Source organism: Salsipaludibacter albus, assembly GCF_019798055.1.
GTDB classification, from domain to species: domain Bacteria; phylum Actinomycetota; class Nitriliruptoria; order Nitriliruptorales; family Nitriliruptoraceae; genus Salsipaludibacter; species Salsipaludibacter albus.
Window position 1 is genome coordinate 88413 of the sequence record NZ_JAHOPH010000012.1, and the last position, 19627, is coordinate 108039.

The 19627-nt window shown below is 71.8% G+C and carries 17 protein-coding genes; 9 read left to right on the plus strand and 8 right to left on the minus strand.

What is annotated here, in order from left to right; genetic code table 11:
* The 4 genes from KR546_RS09510 to gnd all read right to left on the minus strand — a co-directional run bounded on the left by KR546_RS09510 (position 1) and on the right by gnd (position 4879).
* Positions 1-1233 (minus strand): aminotransferase class V-fold PLP-dependent enzyme, encoded by a 1233-nt coding sequence (locus KR546_RS09510; protein ID WP_238444465.1) that lies wholly within the window; start codon positions 1231-1233, stop codon positions 1-3.
* Entirely contained in the window at positions 1230-1931 is a 702-nt protein-coding gene (locus KR546_RS09515; protein ID WP_238444466.1) for a VOC family protein, read from the minus strand. The genes KR546_RS09510 and KR546_RS09515 overlap by 4 nt, the downstream gene beginning before the upstream one ends.
* 132 nt (positions 1932-2063) lie before the next feature.
* Entirely contained in the window at positions 2064-3407 is a 1344-nt protein-coding gene (locus tag KR546_RS09520; protein ID WP_238444467.1) for a PQQ-dependent sugar dehydrogenase, read from the minus strand.
* A gap of 23 nt (positions 3408-3430) precedes the next feature.
* Positions 3431-4879 carry a decarboxylating NADP(+)-dependent phosphogluconate dehydrogenase gene (gene gnd, locus KR546_RS09525; RefSeq protein ID WP_238444468.1) on the minus strand — a complete coding sequence of 483 codons (1449 nt, stop codon included), beginning with the start codon at positions 4877-4879 and terminating at the stop codon, positions 3431-3433.
* Between the two features lie 168 nt (positions 4880-5047).
* Between gnd and KR546_RS09530 the strand changes: the two genes are divergently transcribed.
* Genes KR546_RS09530 through KR546_RS09540 form a run of 3 tightly spaced genes read left to right on the plus strand, consistent with a single transcriptional unit; the run spans position 5048 to position 6843 of the window.
* Positions 5048-5323, plus strand: a complete 276-nt coding sequence (locus KR546_RS09530) for an AMP-binding enzyme (protein ID WP_238444469.1) — start codon at positions 5048-5050, stop codon at positions 5321-5323.
* A gap of 7 nt (positions 5324-5330) precedes the next feature.
* On the plus strand, positions 5331-5927 hold the full coding sequence (locus tag KR546_RS09535) for a DNA polymerase ligase N-terminal domain-containing protein (RefSeq protein ID WP_238444470.1): 597 nt from the start codon (positions 5331-5333) through the stop codon (positions 5925-5927).
* Between the two features lie 43 nt (positions 5928-5970).
* Positions 5971-6843 carry an LLM class F420-dependent oxidoreductase gene (locus KR546_RS09540; RefSeq protein WP_238444471.1) on the plus strand — a complete coding sequence of 291 codons (873 nt, stop codon included), beginning with the start codon at positions 5971-5973 and terminating at the stop codon, positions 6841-6843.
* Positions 6844-6848: 5 nt separating this feature from the next.
* On the opposite strand, the gene KR546_RS09545 is transcribed toward KR546_RS09540, so the two are convergent.
* The gene (locus KR546_RS09545; RefSeq protein WP_238444472.1) at positions 6849-7742 is read right to left on the minus strand and encodes a diadenylate cyclase; all 894 of its coding nucleotides are present in this window, start codon (positions 7740-7742) and stop codon (positions 6849-6851) included.
* A gap of 156 nt (positions 7743-7898) precedes the next feature.
* On the opposite strand from KR546_RS09545, the gene KR546_RS09550 reads away from it, so the two are divergent.
* The 4 genes from KR546_RS09550 (at position 7899) to KR546_RS09565 (ending at position 14236) form a co-directional block, all read left to right on the plus strand.
* Entirely contained in the window at positions 7899-8663 is a 765-nt protein-coding gene (locus KR546_RS09550) for a nucleoside hydrolase (protein WP_238444473.1), read from the plus strand.
* On the plus strand, positions 8660-9559 hold the full coding sequence (gene rbsK / locus KR546_RS09555; protein ID WP_238444474.1) for a ribokinase: 900 nt from the start codon (positions 8660-8662) through the stop codon (positions 9557-9559). The genes KR546_RS09550 and rbsK overlap by 4 nt, the downstream gene beginning before the upstream one ends.
* A gap of 258 nt (positions 9560-9817) precedes the next feature.
* Positions 9818-12133 carry a M14 family zinc carboxypeptidase gene (locus KR546_RS09560; RefSeq protein ID WP_238444475.1) on the plus strand — a complete coding sequence of 772 codons (2316 nt, stop codon included), beginning with the start codon at positions 9818-9820 and terminating at the stop codon, positions 12131-12133.
* Positions 12134-12355: 222 nt separating this feature from the next.
* Positions 12356-14236, plus strand: a complete 1881-nt coding sequence (locus KR546_RS09565) for a S8 family serine peptidase (protein ID WP_238444476.1) — start codon at positions 12356-12358, stop codon at positions 14234-14236.
* Between the two features lie 54 nt (positions 14237-14290).
* On the opposite strand, the gene KR546_RS09570 is transcribed toward KR546_RS09565, so the two are convergent.
* The gene (locus KR546_RS09570; RefSeq protein ID WP_238444477.1) at positions 14291-14743 is read right to left on the minus strand and encodes a hypothetical protein; all 453 of its coding nucleotides are present in this window, start codon (positions 14741-14743) and stop codon (positions 14291-14293) included.
* Positions 14744-14977: 234 nt separating this feature from the next.
* On the opposite strand from KR546_RS09570, the gene KR546_RS09575 reads away from it, so the two are divergent.
* Together KR546_RS09575 and KR546_RS09580 are read left to right on the plus strand one after the other, a co-directional pair.
* The gene (locus tag KR546_RS09575) at positions 14978-15793 is read left to right on the plus strand and encodes a MerR family transcriptional regulator (protein ID WP_238444478.1); all 816 of its coding nucleotides are present in this window, start codon (positions 14978-14980) and stop codon (positions 15791-15793) included.
* A 171-nt stretch (positions 15794-15964) separates the two neighbouring features.
* Positions 15965-16624 (plus strand): DUF4389 domain-containing protein, encoded by a 660-nt coding sequence (locus KR546_RS09580; RefSeq protein WP_238444479.1) that lies wholly within the window; start codon positions 15965-15967, stop codon positions 16622-16624.
* Here the strand turns inward: KR546_RS09580 and KR546_RS09585 are convergent.
* Positions 16590-17681 (minus strand): aldo/keto reductase, encoded by a 1092-nt coding sequence (locus tag KR546_RS09585; RefSeq protein WP_238444480.1) that lies wholly within the window; start codon positions 17679-17681, stop codon positions 16590-16592. The genes KR546_RS09580 and KR546_RS09585 overlap by 35 nt on opposite strands.
* Positions 17682-17737: 56 nt before the next feature.
* The gene (locus tag KR546_RS09590) at positions 17738-19555 is read right to left on the minus strand and encodes a penicillin acylase family protein (protein ID WP_420804249.1); all 1818 of its coding nucleotides are present in this window, start codon (positions 19553-19555) and stop codon (positions 17738-17740) included.
* Positions 19556-19627: the final 72 nt, after the last annotated feature.

The following is a 19627-nucleotide window of genomic DNA, read 5'->3' on the forward strand; positions in this document are numbered from 1 at the left end:
TCAGGACAGCACGGCGTCGAGTGCCGTCACGATCCGGTCGACCTCGTCCGGTGTGTTGTAGTGGACCAGGCTCAGGCGCACGACGCCGGTGTCGGGGTCGATTTCGGTGGCCTCGAGGACCCGCCAGGCGTAGAAGTGGCCCGACGACGCCATGACGTGGTGGGTCGCGAGGTCGGCGGCCACGTCGGCCGCGGGACGGTCCGCCACGAACGACACGACCGGCACCTTGCCCACGGCCGTGGTGGGTCCCAGCACCCGCACGCCCGGGCGCTCCACCAGCGCGTCCATCAGGGGCGTGACCAACGCCGACTCGTGTGCCGACAGCAGGTCCTGCAGGACGATCCGGCGGGTCGCGGCCGTCGGCTCGTCGACGGTGAGGTGGTGGTCGGCCAGCGCGTCGAGGTAGTCGACCATCCCGGCCAACGCGGCGACCTGCGCGTGGTCGGGACCGGCCGGGACGAACCGCTTGGTGACCTGGTCGGCGTTGAAGAAGTGACCCTGGTTCGGGAGGCGGTCGGCCAGGCCACGACGCATCGCCATGACCCCCTGGTGGGGGCCGTAGACCTTGTAGGCCGAGAACAGCCACACGTCGGCTCCGAGCGCGCCGACGTCGGGCAGCCCGTGGGGGGCGGCGGCCACCCCGTCGACGATGGCCACGGCGTCCACGGCATGGGCGCGGGCCACGACGTCCGCCACCGGGTTGACCTCGCCGACCACGTTGGACACGTGCGGGAACGCCACGAGCGCGACATCGTCGTCCAGCAGTGGGTCGAGGTGGGCCGGGTCGAGGCGTCCGGTGTCCGGGTCGACCTGCCACTCCCGCACCTCCACCCCGGTGTCGGCCAGCCGTCGCCAGGCTCCGGAGTTGGCCTCGTGGTCCTGGTCGGTCACCACGACGGCGTCACCCGGTCCCAGCACCTGCGCGAACGCGCGACCCAGTGCGTAGGTCAGCGCGGACGTCGACGGTCCGACGTGGACCTCGTCCTCGCCGACGCCCAGCCAGCGGGCCAGTCCGGGCGCGGCCGCGTCCATGGCGGCCTGCTGGGCGGCGCCCGCCGGGAAGTGGGTCCCTCCCTGGATGCGGGTGAACCGCTGGAAGTGGTCGAGCCGGTCGGCCACCCGGTCGACCATCCACGATCCGCCGGCGTTCTGGGCATGGACCCAGTCGGCCAGGTCGGGGTCCTGCAGCGCCGGGAACCGGGCCCGGACCCAGTCCAGGTCCAGCGCCGTCACTGCGGGGTGCTCGGGAACGCGCAGAACTCGTTGCCCTGCGGGTCGCGCAGGACATGCCACCCGACGTCGGGGTCCGGCTTGCGCAGGATCGTGGCGCCCCGGTGCTTCAGCTCGCGGACGTCGTCGCAGAACAGGTCCCAGTGGACCCGGTTCTTGCCGTTCTTCGGCTCGTCGACGGGCACGACGTCGAGGCTCTCGAACGGCATGGACTCGACGTCCTCGACCCACCAGAACCCGCGGCCGTCGTCGGTGCTTGTCCCGCCGAGCACCTCCGCCCACCAGTCCGCGAGTTCCCGGGAGGACTCGGAGTCGGCCGTGTCGACCACGACCTCGAACAGTTCACCCGGCGCGTCGTCGTCCATCTCGTCACGGACGAACGCGCAGAACTCGCCGCCGCCGGGGTAAGCCATCACGTGCCACCTGGCCCCCTCGCTGGCGGGGGTGATCACGGTCGCCCCGGCCGCGAGCAGCGGGTCCAGTGAGCCGACCCGGAGGTCGAGGTGCACCCGGTGCTTGGCGACCTTGGGCTCCGAGACGGCGTTGACCCAGATCGTGTCGACGGGATCGTCGCCCCGGACGACGGCGTCGCCGTCGGCCATGTGCTCGACGTCGCGACCCAGCGCGGCACCCCAGAAGTCGGCCACGGTCCCCGTGTCGTTGGCGTCCATGCACAGGTCCTTGAAGCGCGCGAGGGCCATGTCTTCCTCCGGGTCGAGTCGGGTCACGAGCGATGCGACGCATCCGCGGTCCGACGGCGACACACGACGCACACCTCCACGATAGGGGCTGGCCCACCCGTCACGGGGGTCCGAGGCCCGGTCGGACGACCGTCAGCGCACGGCGACGATCCGGGACACGGTCCCGGCGTCCCAGTCCACGACCAGGACCTCGCCGTCGCCATCGGCGGTGATCGACGAGACCTGGCCGACCTCGAGCTGGTCGGACCAGTCCTGGGGATCGGTCACCGCCTCGCCGTCCCAGCCGACGCTGCGGATCCAGCCGTTGCACCAGTCGGCGTAGAAGTAGGTGCCGTCCAGTTCGGGGATCGACGGTCCGCGTGCCACCACGCCCCCGGTGATCGAGCAGCCCTGCCCCGTGTCGTCGTGGGCGACCGTCAGCACCGGGTCCACCGGCTCGGTCACCGCCGGGTCGTCGTAGAAGGTGCCGGTGCCCTCCCGGGCGGGCCAGCCGAAGTTCACACCGGCGTCGTCGAGTGCGACGACGTCGACCTCCTCCGCGGTCTCCTGGCCCACGTCCCCGATCCAGGCCAGCCCGGTCTGGGCGTCGATCGAGAAACGCCACGGGTTGCGCAGTCCGAACCAGTAGACCTCCGGTGCACCCGACACGCCGTCGACGGTCGCCCCGTCGGCGAACGGGTTGCCGGCGGGGATCGCGTAGGGCTCGTCACCGTCGACGTCCAGCCGCAGGATCGTGCCCGGCAGCGTCGACGGGTCCTGGCCGTTGACGCTGGCGCGGGCGGCGTCGCCCAGCGAGAGGAAGAGCAGCCCGTCGGGCCCGAACAGCAGCTTGCCACCGTTGTGGCGGACCTTGTCCGGCTCCTTGTCGACCGTCAGCAGCTCGGTGCGCGAGTCCGGGTCGACCTGCTCGCCGTCCGCCCCGACCTCGTAGGACACCAGCACGTTGTCGTTGCTGGGCAGCGAGTGGAACGCGAACACCCGCGGGTCGTCGGGGAAGTCCGGGTGGAAGGCGAGCCCGAGCAGGCCCTGCTCGATGCTGTGGATCTCCATCTCGCCCGAGACGTCCAGCAACGGGATGTCGGCCGCCGCGCCGTCGTCGATGCGACGCACGGTGCCGGGCTGCTCGACGACGTAGAGGCCCCCGTCGTCGGGTCGCACCGCCACGTCCAGTGGCTGTTCGAGGCCCTCGGCCACGAGCTCCAGGTCCAGGCCCTGCAGGGGTGGCAGCGCCTCGGTCTCGGTGTCGGTGGGACTGGCGGCCGGGCTGTCGCTCGGGCCGGCGGTCGTGGTGCCGGTGGGACCGGGGGTGGCCGGGTCCGACGGGCTCGGCGCCGGGTCTGGCGAGGACTCGTCGGTGGAGGAGGCCGAGGCGGTGGGTTCCGGCGAGGCGGTGGGCGGCTCGGGGTCACCGGAGCAGGCCAGCACGAGGCCGGCGGCCAGGGCGACGACGAGCGGTCGACGAAGGTCCACGGTCATCCCGACATCGGTGGTGGGCGGGCTCAGGCGTTGTACGACCCGGACGTGACGGCGCCACCACGGCCGGTCCAGTCGGTGTGGTGGTGCTCGCCCCGGGGCCCGTCGACGCGCTCGTAGGTGTGCGCGCCGAAGTAGTCCCGCTGTGCCTGGACCAGGTTCGCGGGCGTGCGTGCCGACCGGATCCCGTCGTAGTAGGCCAGCGCGGTCGAGTAGGCGGGCAGGGGGATGCCGGCGGAGATGCCGGCCCGCACGACCCGGCGCCACCCCGGCTGGGCGTCGGCCAGGGCCCGGGTGAACACGTCGGCGAGCAGGAGGTTGTCCAGCTCCGGGTCGGCCTCGTAGGCGGCGGTGATGTCGTCGAGGAAGACCGCGCGGATGATGCAGCCCTCGCGCCACAGGCTGGCGATCCGGCCGAGGTCCAGGTCCCAGTCGTGCTCGGCGCTGGCGTCGGCCAGGAGCATGAACCCCTGGGCGTAGGAGGTGATCTTGGAGGCGTACAGCGCGTCACGGAGGTCGTCGAGGTCGACGGCATCGGGCTCCAGTGTGCGATCGGGCCCTGCCAGGACGCCGGCGGCGGCACGACGACGGTCGACCAGCGCAGACACGACCCGGGCGAACACGGCCTCGGCGACCAGCGTGAGGGGCTGGCCCGCCTCCAGCGCGGCGATCGCGGTCCAGGTGCCGGTCCCCTTCTGTCCGGCCGCGTCCAGGATCACGTCCACCGTGGACTCACCCGTGTCGGGATCGGTGTGGGCGAGGATGTCGGCGGTGATCTCGACCAGGAAGCTGTCCAGCACCCCGTCGTTCCAGGTGCGGAAGACCTCGGCCATCTCGGCGTTGGCCATGCCCATGGCCGACATGAGGTCGTAGGCCTCGGCGATCACCTGCATGTCGCCGTACTCGATCCCGTTGTGGATCATCTTGACGAAGTGGCCGGCGCCGTCGGGACCGACCCAGTCACAGCAGGGCCTGCCGTCGGGGGCGTCGGCGGCGATCGCCTGGAACAGGTCGGCCAGCAGCGGCCACGCCTCCGGGTCCCCGCCGGGCATGATCGAGGGGCCGTGCCGGGCCCCCTCCTCGCCACCGGAGACGCCGGCACCGACGTAGCGGATGCCCTGCTCGGCCAGCTCCTCGGTGCGACGGATCGTGTCGGTGTAGCGCGAGTTGCCCCCGTCGATGATCACGTCGCCCTCGTCGAGGAGTGGCGCGACCTCCTCGATGACCCGGTCCACGACGGCGCCGGCCTTGACCATCAGCATCACCCGGCGCGGCGTCGACAGCGCGTCGACGAGCTCCTCGACGGTCTCGTGGCCCACGACGGAGGCGTCGGCGGCCGGGCCGTCGACGAACTCGCGCATCGTGGAGGTCGTGCGGTTGTGCACGCCCACGGTGTAGCCGTGGTCGGCCATGTTGAGCACGAGGTTCTGGCCCATCACGGCCAGCCCGATCAGGCCGATGTCGGTCGTGGTCATGTCGCGTGCTCCGGTGTGGGGGTCGGTCGATCCCCGACGATAGCCCCCACGGCCCCGCCACCGGCGATCCCGGTCGCCCCTCACGATCGCCCTCGGTGGGAGCACGTGGGGCGCCGCGCGCGTACCGTCCGGGTCCGGACCGGACCGCCCCCGACGACGGGAGCCCACATGGGCCAGGCACGACAGATCGAGGACGCCCTGCGCGACCACGCCCACGTGGCCGAGTGCACCGTGGCGCCGCTGGCCGACCTGTACGAGCGCGAGACCGTGACGGCCTTCGTGGTGATGCGCGACAACGTCGAGGCGAGCCTCGACTCGGTCTGGGACCACCTGCGTAGCGTGCTGCCCGGCGACCACCAGCCCGACGAGGTCCACGTGGTCGACACGCTGCCGGACGACCCGGCGGCCGAGGCGAAGCGACGTCGCGACGACGCCGACGGCTGACCCGGACGTGGGCGACGACCTGCGCGCGTACCGCGAGCGGCACGACCTGGAGGGCGCGCCGGAGGCACCCGGCGTTGTCCCGGAACCCGCGGATCGTCCGATCTTCGTCGTGCAGCAGCACGCGGCCTCCTCCATGCACTACGACCTGCGGCTCGAGGCGGACGGCGTGCTGAAGTCATGGGCCGTGCCGAAGGGCCCGTCCACGGACCCGTCCGAGAAGCGCCTGGCCGTCCGGGTCGAGGACCACTCCCTGGGCTACGCCGACTTCGAGGGGGTCATCGGCGAGGGTGAGTACGGCGGCGGCAGCGTGATCGTGTGGGACATCGGCCCGTACCGCAACCTCACCACCGACGACGACGGGGCCGAGGTCGACGTCGCCACGGCCGTGGACGCGGGCCATGTCAAGGTGTGGCTGGCCGGTGACAAGCTCCGGGGTGGCTGGGCCCTGACCCACGCCAAGGTCGGTGGCGACGAGGCGAACTGGCTGCTGGTCAAGGTCGCCGACGAGACGGCCGACGCGCGGTGCGACCCGACCTCCACCGAGACCACGTCGGTGCTGTCGGGGCGGACCGTCGCCGAGGTCACCGAGGACCCGGGCCGCTGAGCCTGCGTACCGTGATGGGCCCGCACCGCGACAGGGCACATCCATGGACCTCGGCCTGCACTACTTCACCTTCTCGACACCCGGCGACCCGTCGGCGATCGCGCCGACGTTGGCCGAGACGGCCCGGATCGCCGACCAGGGCGGCGTCGCGGCCTTCAGCCTGATGGACCACTTCTTCCAGATGGAGACGGGCGGCATGACCGCCGACGAGCCCATGCTGGAGGGCTACACGAGCCTGGGCTACGTGGCAGCACTGACCGAGCGGATGACCCTGGGACTGCTGGTCACCGGGGTGATGTACCGCGTGCCGGGGGTGCTGGCCAAGACCGTGGCCACACTCGACGTCCTGTCGGGCGGACGTGCCCGGCTGGCGCTGGGTGCGTCGTGGTACGAGCGTGAACAGGCCGCGCTGGGCGTGCCCGTCGTGCCCATGGCCGAGCGCTTCGAACGGCTCGAGGAGACCCTGCGGTTCTGCCTCCAGATGTTCTCCGACGACGACGGTCCGTTCACCGGGGAGCACTACCAGTCGACCGAGACCCTGTGCGTCCCCCAGCCCCTGACCAGGCCACATCCGCCGATCCTGGTCGGTGGTGGTGGCGAGCGCAAGACCCTGCGACTGGTGGCCGAGTACGCCGACGCCTGCAACCTGTTCGGCACCGGCACCGACGAGGTCGCACACAAGCTCGAGGTCCTGCGTGGGCACTGCGAGGACGTCGGTCGTGATCCCGACGACGTGACGAAGACCGTGCTCGCCACGAGCTCCCCGCTCGACGACGTCGACGCCTTCCTCGACCAGTTGGAGGACTGGGCCGCGCTCGGCGTGACCGAGGTGCAGGTGATGCCCGACCGCCACCCGGTCGAGTTCGCCGAGCGGCTGGTCGCCGACGTCGTGCCCGCAGCCGACACCATCGGCTGAGTCGGTCAGTCCAGGGCCGGATCGGTGTGGCGCTGGAGCACCATCCGGCCGTTGGTGAAGACCCGCACTCCGCCGTCGGTCGCGGACACGACCACGGCCGTGGCGTTGGTCCGCGCCGTGACCGCAGCGGCCGCGACGTGCCGCGTGCCCAGGCCGTTGGGCACGTCCACCTGCGTGTCGGACGAGGCGAGGTAGAGCCCGCCGGTCTGGATCAGGCCGTCACCGGTCAGCACGAACGCCCCGTCGAGCTTGGCCAGCTCGACCAACGTGTCGTGGAGGTCGGGGTTGGTGACCCGGCGGTCGTCGGCATCGTGGCCCCGCAGGGGGTTGAGGACGAGCTGGCGCGAGCCCTCCCTGACGCGGTCGCTGTCGCCGACCACGAACAGTGCACCGATGCGCTTGCCCCGGCTCGCCACGCGCCCCACCCGGGTCGCGATCGCCATGACCGACTCGAAGACGGCCGGGCTGATGTCGTCACCGAGCCGCACGAGGTCACCCACCCCGCGCAGCTGGCTGCTGTCGTCCAGGTCGGTCACCACCACGAGGTCGCCACCACCGAGGCTGGTTCCGTGGCCGACCACGCAGACGACCAGTTCGCCCTCCGAGACGGCCCCGGAGGCCAAGACCGAACCGGCCGCGAGCCGAGCCTGGCGGTACTTGTCGGCGACCTGGGTCGCGACCGTCACCACCTCGATCCCGTCCGCCTCGAGGGCGGCCCGGGTCCGGGCGTCGTGGGTCGCCGCGATGATCCGGAGGTCCGGGACCTCCTGGGCCAGGCGACGGGGCAGGACACCGTCGTCGGTGGCACAGATGACCGCATGGGCACCGACGACCTCCGCGATGCGGCACGCCATCGGCACCAGGTCCTCACGGGACCGCACGGCATCGATGGAGCTCACGCCCGGCTCCTTGTCGTGGACGAGGCCGACCCTACCCCCGGACCCCACCCACGGTCCGGTCGAACGCCGGGGCTGCGACCCGACCCCGCACACCACACGCCAACCCGTCCCCGGGCATGGTGTGGTTGGCTCGCGGAGCCGTCGGAGAGGACGCACGTGGGCACGACCGTCACGCGACCCGTCCGCGTGGTGCTGGACTGCGACCCCGGGATCGACGACGCCGTGGCCATCGCGTGGGCGGTGGCGCATCCCGCGATCGAGCTGGTGGCAGTCGGGACGGTGTGGGGCAACGTCGACCTGGCTCGCACGACCGACAACGCCGTGCAGGTCCTCGACGCCTGTGGCGCCGGACAGGTGCCGGTCGCCCGTGGCGCCGCGGGACCCCGCGGTGGCGGGACGGGCCCGGCATCGGGCCACGTGCACGGGACCGACGGACTGGGTGGCCTGGCGATGGCCACACCCGGGACGGGGCCAGCCGCGACGACGGCGGCGCGACAGCTGGTCGCGCGGTGCCGCGCCGACCCCGGCGCCATCCACGTCGTGGCGTTGGGACCGCGGACCAACCTGGCCGAGGCGCTGGACCTGGAGCCCGACCTGCCCGACCTCGTCGCCGGCGTGACCCTGATGGGTGGCGCTGCCCTGGTCCCCGGCAACGTGACCCCGGCGGCCGAGGCCAACGTCTTCTTCGACCCGCTCGCCGCCCGCCGGGTGCTGGCCGCATCGTGGGAGGTCACCGAGACGGCGAGCGTCGTCGCCGACGTCGAGACCGGCGACGGTCCGGGGCGTGGCGCGACGATCTTCGACCTGCGTGGCCATGCGCGGGGTGCCGCCCCGGACGACGACGCCCACGTCCGGGTCGTGCTGGGCGTGGCCGACGGGTTCGCGGACCAGGTCGTGGACACGCTCGTGGGCCCGTCGTGACGACACGTGGGGCGGAGGTGGTCGTCCTGGGGAGCGCCAACCTCGACGTCGTGGTCCGTACTCCTCGTCATCCCCGTCCCGGCGAGACCGTCACCGGACACGACGTGGCGCGCGTGCCCGGGGGCAAGGGCGCCAACCAGGCCGTCGCCGCGGCCCGTGCCGGGGCCATGGTCGCCTTCCTCGGTGCGGTCGGCGACGACGACGCCGGCCGGCTCCTCCGCGCGACGCTGGAGGACGCCGGAGTCGACACGACCGGGCTGGACGTGGTGGACGCGCCGACCGGCACGGCGCACATCACGGTCGACGACGTCGGCGAGAACACCATCGTGGTCGTTGCCGGTGCCAATGCCACGGTCGAACTCGACGACCACGCCCGCGGCGCGATCGCTGCCGCACGGTGCCTGCTGGTCCAGCTCGAGCTGGCGCTGCCGGTCGTCGCGGCGGCAGTGGCCCACGCGCGTCGGCACGACACGCTGACCGTGCTCACCCCCGCGCCGGCGGTCAGCCTCCCCGACGACCTGCTGGCGGACGTCGACGTGCTGGTCCCCAACCAGCACGAGGCCAGCGTCCTGACGGGCAGCGACGACCCCGAACGGGCGGCCGACGAGCTGCTCGGGCGCGGCGTCCGGGCGTGCGTGGTGACCCTGGGTGGCGACGGTGCCCTGGCGGCACGGGCGGACGCACGAACCCGCCATCCGGCCCCCCGGGTCCCGGTGCTGGACACGACCGGGGCCGGGGACGCATTCGTCGGCAGTCTCGCGGTCGCGCTGGTCGAGGGTCGGTCGCTGGGCGACGCGGTCGACGTGGCGACGGCCGCGGCCAGCCTGTCGGTGCAACGCGCCGGCGCAATTCCGTCGTTGCCGACCCGCGCCCAGATCGACGAGGTCACGGGGTGACGTAGGGCGTGCGGTGCCCGCACCGACATGCCCTCCTCCGAGCAGTGGGGTGCCGCGGGATGCCACGGGGACGCACCGCCCACGCCGTTCCGATACCTGGTCGTCACATTGCTCTTCCGTGCGACGCCTGCGCGAACTAGCGTCACCTTCCCCGAGTCGACGGGCACCAGCCCGTCGATCGTTGTCGAAAGGGTCATGCAGATGGGTCGATGGTCACGTCGTCGGACCGCCGTCACGGCGGCCGTACTCGCAGGTGGGATGCTGCTCGCATCCGGGCCGGTCGCCGCCGCCCCCGGTGGGCCATGGTGGGAGGTCGAGGCCGAGGAGGAGAATCCGTCGCCGTTCTACGACTCCATCCCGTACTCCGAGATCGGGCCGAAGCTGCGCGACATCGAGCAGTCGAGCAACCGGGTCCAAATCGAGGTCTCGGGCCAGTCCGCCGGTGGCAGGGACCTGTTCGTCGCCGTCGTGTCAGCCCCGGAGGCCGGAGGTCGGCTCGGCAGGTACAAGGCCATCGCCAACAAGATGGTCACCGACCCCGAGCGGGCCCAGGAGATGATCGCCGACCTGGGTGACTACAAGGTCCCGGTGTTCGTCAACGGCAGCATCCACGGCAACGAGTACCCGGGCACCGACGCCGCCCTGCGGCTGATCGAGACCCTGGCGTACGACGACTCGCCCGAGGTCCAGGCCGTCCTCGAGAACATCATCCTCGTGGTCAACGTGGTGCACAACCCCGATGGACGGGTCCTGGGCACCCGCGCCAACGCCAACGGCTTCGACATCAACCGGGACATGCTGAGCCAGACGCAGCCCGAGGCCAAGGCCATCGTCGACATCATGACCGAGTGGAACCCCCTGTCCACCCTGGACCTCCACGGCTTCGTCAACCCGATGCTGATCGAGCCGACCACGCCACCCCACAACTCCAACTACGAGTACGACCTGTACCTGAAGTGGGCGCTGGGCAGTGCCTTCGCGATGGAGGACGAACTGTTCGCTCGGACCGGCCTGGCGGCCCAGATCCCCTACCGCGACTTCGGAGACGGCTGGGACGACTGGGGTGGGCAGTACGTGCCGATGTACGCGATGTACCACGGGTCGTACGGCCACACGCTGGAGACCCCGAGCCGCGCCGAGCTGGGCGTGGACGCCCACGAGGCCGCCGTCTGGGGTGCGTTGAACTTCATCGTGGACAACAAGGACGAGATGCTGCACGACCAGGTGGAGATGTTCCGCCGTGGCGTGCTCGACATCCCCCAGCTGCCGATCCCCGACGAGCTGCTCGACGAGACCACCTTCGACCAGTACAACGAGCTGGTCGTGCAGGAGTTCCCGACCGCCCACGTGATCCCGGTGGACGAGCCGCTCCAGCAGAGCCCCCTGCAGGCCCAGCGCCTGGTCGACTTCCTGCTGTTCAACGACGTCGAGGTCGAGGCTGCGACGGCGGAGTTCACGGTCGACGGCACGACCTACCCGAAGGGCACCTACGTGGTGTGGATGGACCAGGCCAAGCGCAGCCTGGCCAACACCTTCCTCGAGGACGGCAAGAACCTGTCGGACGTCCAGGGCATCACGTTCTACTCGCCACCGGCCGTGTGGAGCCACCCGCTGCTGTGGGGCGCCACCCGGACGGTCGTGACCGACGACCTCGCCGTCGGGACCAAGCCGGTCAACAACGCCGTCGCGGCAAGCGGCACCGTGATCGGCACGAAGGGTGTCGCGTGGGCCTTCGAGCCGACCAGCCTGGAGGCCTTCCGGGTCGCCAACGAGCTGGTGGCCGACGGGACCGCGATCCGGCGTGCGCCGGAGGCGTTCAGCGACTCCGGGCACACGTTCGAGCCGGGCACGTTCGTCGTGACCGGTGGCAAGTCGCTGGCGAACTCGCTGGCCAGCGGCGAGGGCCTGGACGTGTACGCCCTGTCGGCGATGCCCGACAGCGTGGCCATGGAGCCCCAGCGCATCGCGCTGTTCTCCGACGAGGGCACGCGTCACGCGCTTGACCAGCTCGGGTTCGACTACGACACGGTCAGCACCGGCGACGTCAACGGCGGCGTGGTCAACGTCGACGACTACGACGTCTTCGTCAACTACAGCCGCAGCTTCACCGGCCTGCAGCAGTCCGGGCGTGACGCCCTGACCGCGTTCTACGCCGCCGGCGGGGACTACGTGGGCCTGCGGAGCACCGGCGTCGACCATGCGATCGATGCCGGCATCATCGACGCGGTGTACGACGCCGAGAGCGGCAACGCCATCGTCGAGGTCGACTTCGCCGACACCGGTGCGGTCGGCGGGTACGCCGACTCGGACGTCGCGTTCGTCTTCACCCCGACCTGGTTCACCAGCGTCGGCCCGGACGTCGAGGTCGCTGCCAGCATGGGCGTCGACGACTTCCTGGTCTCGGGCTACTGGCCCGGCTGGGAGGTCAGCGGTGCCGCGGGCCAGCCAGTCGTCGTCACCACCGACAACGGTGACAGCGACGTGACGCTGGTGGGCCTCGACGTGACCTTCCGTGGCCACCCGGAGAACACCTTCCGGATCCTCGGCAACGGCATCTTCGAGGGCCTCGACTGAGCGACCCGAACCACCACGACGGCCCGGCCCCGTGCCGGGCCGTCGTCGTGTCTCGGCCGGTGCCACGGGGCGAAGGCGTGGTCGCGCGAACGGCGGCGGGACGCCGCGGGCAGACCCGTTGGTATCTCACGGCGTTCCGCGTGCTCTCGTTCGACGACGGACGCCCGCACGGGGCGGGGTGTCCACCTCACACCGGTGAACCCGGAGCAAAGGACGTCGACCATGCACGCCACGAACACGACCAACCATCCCACCGGGCGACTGCGACGTCGCCTCGCCGCCACGGCGGTCGCCGGCGCGCTGGCGGCCACGACCCTGGTGGCCGGCACGACCTCGGCCGTCGCCGACGACCAGCCGGGCGCGGACCCGTCCGACCTCGTCTACAGCGGCGAGCTGGACGGCGCGAAGCTGCGCCGCGTCGAGATCGATCCGCTCGGCAAGGACGCCCACGGACGCCTGGACGAGCGCGACCTGGAGCTGGCGAAGAAGGACAAGTCGGGCCAGGACGTCCCCAAGCCTCGGGATCCGGGCCGCATCAGCCCGGACCTGGCGAAGCTGCTCGACACCGGTGACCACGACAAGCCGGTCGAGGTGCTGGTCACCTTGCAGGACGACGTGACCATCCCGCGCTTCCCGCAGCCGAACACCGACGAGTCGCGCGAGTCCGACACCAACCGCCGGGCACTGGACCGGGCCAACGAGCTGGTCGCACAGCTGACCAAGGCGCGGGCCCCGGGCTACGACAAGCTGGCCGACCAGTTCCGCGAGCTCGAGGGCGAGATCGGGCAGACCTTCTGGCTGATCAACGCCGCGACCGTCGAGCTGCCCCTGGGCAACGTCAAGCAGCTCCTGGAGCACGAGGGCATCCAGTACGTGCAGCTCGACGAGACCGTCACCCGACCACCGGTCGACGGCGACCCGACCAACGACATCCGCGACGGGCGCCAGCGCATCGCCAGCGACCCGTACTTCAACCTCGGCCAGACCGGGGGCTGGATCGGACTGCTCGACTCCGGCGTCCGCGCCGACCACACCTCGCTGACCGGGCCGGACCGGATCGCGTTCCACCTGGACCTGACCGGCGACGGCGACCCCGGTGACAACTGCGACTGGTGGTCCGGGCACGGCCACGGCACCGCGAGCGCATCGATCCTGACCGGCAACGCCAACCTCGGCTTCGACTGGCGTGGCGTCAGCGGCGTGCGGGTCGACAGCTTCGACGTGTACGGCGACGACTGCGGCCTGAACACCGCCGCCGCGGTGGACGGCTTCCAGCTGGGCGTCGCGGTCCTCGACCGGGTCATCGTGGCCGAGATCCAGGCCGACGAGGCCGAGACCGGCGCGATCGCCACGGCGGCCGACGCCGCCTACGACGCCGGCGTGGCCGTGATCGCGGCCAACGGCAACTTCGGCCCGAACGCCTCGACGGTCCGCTCCCCCGGCAACGCCCACAAGGCGCTGGGCATCGGGGCCGACCACGTCACGACCAGCTCGCTCAAGGGCTACTCGGGACGTGGCCCGACCAACGACGACCGGATCAAGCCCGACCTGGTGGCGCCGACCGACACCGAGGCGGCCTCGACCGCCGGCACGACCGCGACCTGGGAGTTCGGCGGCACCTCGGGGGCGACCCCGTACGCCGGCGGCGCCGCGTCGCTGGTGCGCAACTGGATGGCACCCAACGGTTCGTTCGACCCGGGCCACGTCTACGCCCGGATGCTGCTGTACGGCCAGAACGCCTACCCGTTCGACAACAACACGGGGGCTGGCGACCTGGTCATGGGCACCGGCGGGTCGGTGCACTACGGGAAGGTCAACGTGACCGACGGCGCCACCATCGACATCCCGGTCACCGTTGCCTCCGGACGCAACACCATCCAGGTGGCCCTGTGGTGGCCCGAGTCACCCGGCAGCCACGACGACGTCGACGTGGTCCTGCGCCGCCCCGACGGTGGCTACGGCGACGGCAGCTTCTCGATCCCGAGCGTGTTCGAGCGCGCCGCCGTGAACGGCTCGGCCACGCCGGGCACGTGGACCGTGCGGATCAGCGGCTACGACGTCTCCGGCACCCAGCCGGTGTACTGGAGCGCCCGCACGCGCTGAACCACCCCGAGGTGACGACGGCGGTGCGGGGCCGAGTGGTCCCGCACCGCCTCGTCAGTCCGGGTCGGGTCGGACCAGTCGGACCAGGTGCACGACGATCGCGACCATCGAGCCCACGATGGCGATGACCAGCAACGTGCGCACCAGCCAGGTCCAGTCGACGGCGTAGGCGGAGAAGTCGAACGGGAACACGTCCCAGACACGCACGGCCGCCACCAGCCCGACCGAGGTCGTGACCAGCTCGCCGGCCGCACGGATCCGTCCACCGTCGGCGACCAGGTACACCCCGTTGGCCAGCACGCTGGCGACCAGCGAGGCGGAGACGGCCCCGACCACGAGCGCGAGGTCGTCGGTCACGAACGCCGGCCAACCCCAGTCACCGAGCTGGAACAGCAGCCACAGCAGCAGCCCGTTGACCCCGATCGCGATCACGTAGCCGGCCCGTCGGCCGGTCGTCGGGCGCTGGTCGGTCCGGACCTGCGAGGTGGTCGTTGGTCGTGCGGACATCGCCATCACCTCCCCGGGGGCGCCCGCTCGTGGTCCCCCTCGACCACGATCGTGACATGGCGAGCGCGACCCGGACAGGGGCGCGGGACCCGGCCCTCCCCGCCGAAGGGCCCGCCCCGGAGCAGTCGCACGCCGTCGGTGGAGGAAGGCGTGGCGGATCACCGGGTCGGCGTCCGCTTGACTCTCCTGTCGGGGGAGACTGCATGCTCGGGACACCCGGGCACGGAGGCAGACATGGACGACCTGGTCCCGATCGGGCGGTTCGCGGCGACGAGCCGGTTGTCGATCACGGCACTGCGCCACTACCACGACCTCGGCCTGCTCGTGCCGGCCGTCATCGATCCTGCCAGCGGCTACCGGTACTACCGCCTCGGCCAGGCCAACCGCGCCGAGGCGATCCGGACGCTGCGCTCGCTGGACGTGCCACTCGACGAGGTGGCCGCGGTGCTGGACGGCGACGACGAGCAGGCCGAGGACCTGCTCCGTCGCCACCAGCAGCGGCTGTCCGACGCGTTGGCCCGCCATGAACGGATGCTCGGGTACGTCCGACGACTCGTCTCCGGAGAGGATCAGCTCATGCCCCACACCATCGACACCGCACAACTGCCGGCCCAGCCGGTCGCCTCGGTCCGCCGCACCACCGACCTCGCACACATCGGCGAGTTCATCGGCGAGGCCTTCGCCACCGCTGCGGGGGCGGTCACCATGGCCGGTGCGCCGATCGTCGGCGCACCATTCATCCTCTACCACGACCTCATCGACGAGGACACCTCGGGCGACATCGAGGTGTGCGTGCCGGTCGCCGACACCGACCTCGACCTCGGCGACGACGTCGAGGTGCAGACCCTGCCGGCCGCGACCACGGTCCGGACGGTCCACCGGGGCCCCTACGACCAGGTCGGCCCGGCCTACCACGCCCTGTTCGCCTGGATCCACGAGCACGACCGTGACCAGGCCGGGCCGCCGCGGGAGACCTACCTCAACGACCCCGAGGAGGTCGCGGTCGAGGACCAGCTGACCCGGGTCGACATCCCGATCGCCACCGGCTGAGCACGACCCGGCACGGCCGCGGACGTGACGACCGGGGCCGTTCGCCGCGATGACGCGGGTCCCTGGGCCCTGTCCGGCGGTCCGCGCCGCGGGCACGATCGCAGCGTGGGACCTGGCCTGCCGAGTCCGGCGCGGCGTCGCGGTCCCGCACGTCCCGTGGGAGGGTCCGCCATGACCACCTCGACCGATCGCTATCCGGCCCGGCTCGCCGTCGACTACCCCGAACGGCTCGACCGGGTCACCACGTTCTTCCGCCTGCTCTGGGCGATCCCGATCCTGGTGATCCTCGCCCTGCTGTCGGCGGGGTCCGACACGACCGTGGTGTGGCTCCAGGAGTCGGGTGAGTGGATCTCCGAGACCAGCCAGACCGGTGGCGGCGTGATGGCTGGGCTGGCCGTGGCCACGGCACTCATGATCGTGGTGCGGCAGCGCTACCCACGATGGTGGTTCGACTTCGCCCGCGAGTTCACGCGCTTCGCGACCCGCATCGGCGCCTACCTGGCCCTGCTGACCGACCGCTATCCGGCCACCGAGGACGAGCAGGCCGTCCACCTCGAGCTGGACTACCCCACCGACGTCGAACACGACCTGAACCGCTGGCTGCCCCTGGTGAAGTGGATCCTGGTGATCCCCCACGTCGTGGTGCTCGCCGTCCTGGCGATCGGGGCCGTCCTCGCAGTCCTGGTCGCGTGGGTCGCGATCCTGTTCACCGGCCGCTACCCGCGGGCCCTGTTCGACTACGTGGTGGGCGTGTTCCGGTGGGGGCTTCGCGTGCAGGCCTACGCCACGCTCCTGCTCACCGACCGCTACCCACCGTTCCGCCTGGCCTGACCGGCCGGCGACGCGCGGCCGGCTCCATCCAGGGTGGGGCCCAGCCGCGATCGGCCTCGGTCAGCGTCGTCCCGGGGGCCACGACCGCGTCGATGGCGTCGAGCGTGTCGTCGTCGAGTCGCAGGTCCTGCCCGGCGAGGACGTCGTCGAGCTGCTCGATGGTGCGGGGTCCGATGATCGCGGACGTGACCGCCGGATGGTGCAGGACCCAGGCGTTGGCGAGTCGGGTCAGGCTGGTGCCCGCCGCCTCGGCGATCGGACGGAGACGCTCCACGGCGTCCATCTTGGGGGCGTTGGCCGCGCTGGACACGTCGTAGCGACTCGCCACCGGGTGGTCACTGCCCCCCATTCGGTCGGCGCGTGAACCGGCCGGTGGTGACTCGCCACGCTGGTACTTGCCGGTCAGCCACCCCCCGGCCAGCGGGCTCCACACGATGGCGCCCATGCCGTGTTCGGCCACCACGGGCAGGACGTCGCGCTCGACGTGGCGGACGAGGATCGAGTACGGCGCCTGCTCGGAAACGAACCGTTCGAGGTTGCGGCGGTCGGACACGGCGTGCGACTCCACGATGGTGTGGGCCGGGAAGGTCGAGCACCCGATCGCCCGGACCTTGCCCATCCGGACCAGGTCGGTGAGCGCTCCGAGGGTCTCGGCCAGGTCGGTTCGCGGGTCGTGGCGATGCAGCTGGTACAGGTCGACGTGGTCGAGGTCGAGCCGGCGCAGCGAGTCGTCGATGGCCTGCATGATCCAGCGTCGGGAGTTGCCCTGGCGGAGCCGACCCCCGTACGCGGCGGGCCCCATGTCGCCATGGACCTTGGTGGCGACGACCACGTCCTCGCGACGAACGCCGCGGAGGGCCTTCCCGACGATCTCCTCGGATTCGCCCGACGAGTAGACGTCGGCCGTGTCGATGACGTTGATCCCGGCATCCAGGCCACGATGGATCATCGCGATCCCAGCATCGTGGTCCGGGTTGTTCCGCCCGCCGAACATCAGCGCACCGAGGCTGAAGGTCGACACCTCGATCCCGCTCGCGCCGAGCGTGCGATACTCCATGGCGATTCCTCCCACGCGTGGTTGCCGTCCCCCACCGGCGTGCCCGGTGGCGGCGCTCAGCGACGCTCGACCAGGTTGACCCGCTCGGTGGCCCCACGCTGGACGTCGCCGCGATCGAACCGGATCGGGACCCACTCCTCGTCGGAGTACAGCCGGGTCTGGTCCCCGAAGTGCGGCGACGTCGGGTCGCTGCTCTGCGAGTAGCTCAGCAGCATCTCGCCCTCCGGGCCGGCGTCGGTCATCTCGACCGCCACGAGCAGGCTGGCACCGCTGGTCACGTCGGGGTAGCCGTCGGCACCCCGGAAGGCCGCGTTGAGGACGTTGAAGACCCCGACGTTGCCACGTCCACCGTGCATCGGCAGCGCCTCGCCGTTGCGATCCTCGGTCTGGACCTCGCCCAGGGCGACGTCCAGCGGGATCCCGGCATCGCCGAGTCGGGCCACCGCGGTGGCCAGGGCCCGCAGCACCCGGGGGTCGTCGACATCGAGCGTGTTGGGGGTGGTCACCGGGTTCGACGGGTCGAACGGCACCGCGAAGCGGAGCCCACCGGACTCGCCGAACTCGCGGAACAGCACCGCGCCCACACTGTCGACGTCCACCCTTCGGTCCCACGCGGCCAGGACGTCACAGGCCTCGGCCAGGTCGACCGTCCGGCCGTCGGCGGCCTGGGCCGTGCCCGCCGACCGGCACAGGTCGACCAGCGCGTCGACAGCAAGTTCGGCCCCGAGGTTGCGGTTGCCGAACATCACGTCCTGCAGGGTCGGCACGGTGAAGCCGGGCGCACCGAGTCCGTCCGTGCCGGCGAGCCGCTCCTGGACCTGCACGATCCCCAGCCGCGTGCGCAGGCTGCGGGCCGTGCCCTCGTCGCCGATCACCCGGGCGAAGCCCTCCAGCGGCTGGTCGGGGTCGGACAGCCAGTGGCTGTCGTTGGACTGGGTGACCCAGTCGTCGGTCACCAGGACCGGCAGCGCGTCCGCGCCGAGGATCCCGTCACGGGGTGCGGCCGGGTCGGCCACCGGGTCGCAGGCCCGCGTCGTGCCGGCCAGCACGGCCAGCCCGGTCTGCTGCCAGGTCGGACGCAGTGCGGCCGGGATGCACTGGGTGGCCAGGGCGTCGGGCACGCCGGTCGTCACCGACAGCTGGGCGTACAGCGCATCACCGTGGCGGTCGGCGGCGGTCGTGTTGACCCACGGGATGCCGAGGTGGTCCGACATCACGTCGACGAGGTCACCGACGCTGTCGGCCCGGTTCATCGCGTTCCACTGGTCCAGCATCCGCAGGTTCTGGGCGTTGGCGTCGTCGAGCGCGACGGCGGTGGCCGTGTTCCAGCCCAGGCCGAGGCTCGGCACCACCACGACCGGGCCGAAGACGGTGTCCCAGACGGTCGCGCTCGGCCCACCGGGCACCTCGACGGTCGTCGGGGTCATCTCCAGGACCTCGCCGTCGACCACGTAGCTGGTCGGCTGGCCCGGGACCAGCTGGAGCAGTCGCAGCGAGAAGCGTTGCGCGGTGGAGACCGTGTGGCTCCACGCCACGTCGTCGTTGAAGCCGATCTGGACGCCGGGGGTGCCGAGCAGGGCCCCGCCCTGCACGTCGAGCACGCCGGGGATCGTCTGGTGCGACTGCCAGAAGCGGTCCGGCCCGTCCCACGGGAAGTGCGGGTTGCCGAGCACCATGCCGTTGCCGGACACGGTGGCGTTGGCCCCCAGTCCGTAGGCGTTGCTGCCGGGCCCGTCGTCGGCCTCGAGTCGCTCGAGCATGCCTTCGAGCGTGGCGTCGTCGACGAGGTCGGCGTCACCGCCGGACGATGCTGTCTCGCCCGCGCGCGCAGCTGCCCGTCCCTGCGGTGCCGTGGCCGGCGGGCTCGCGGCCACGATCCCGGCGGCCAGCGCGCCCGAGCTGGCCCGCAGTGCCGAGGCGTAGGACCGACGCCAGATGTCGGTCGC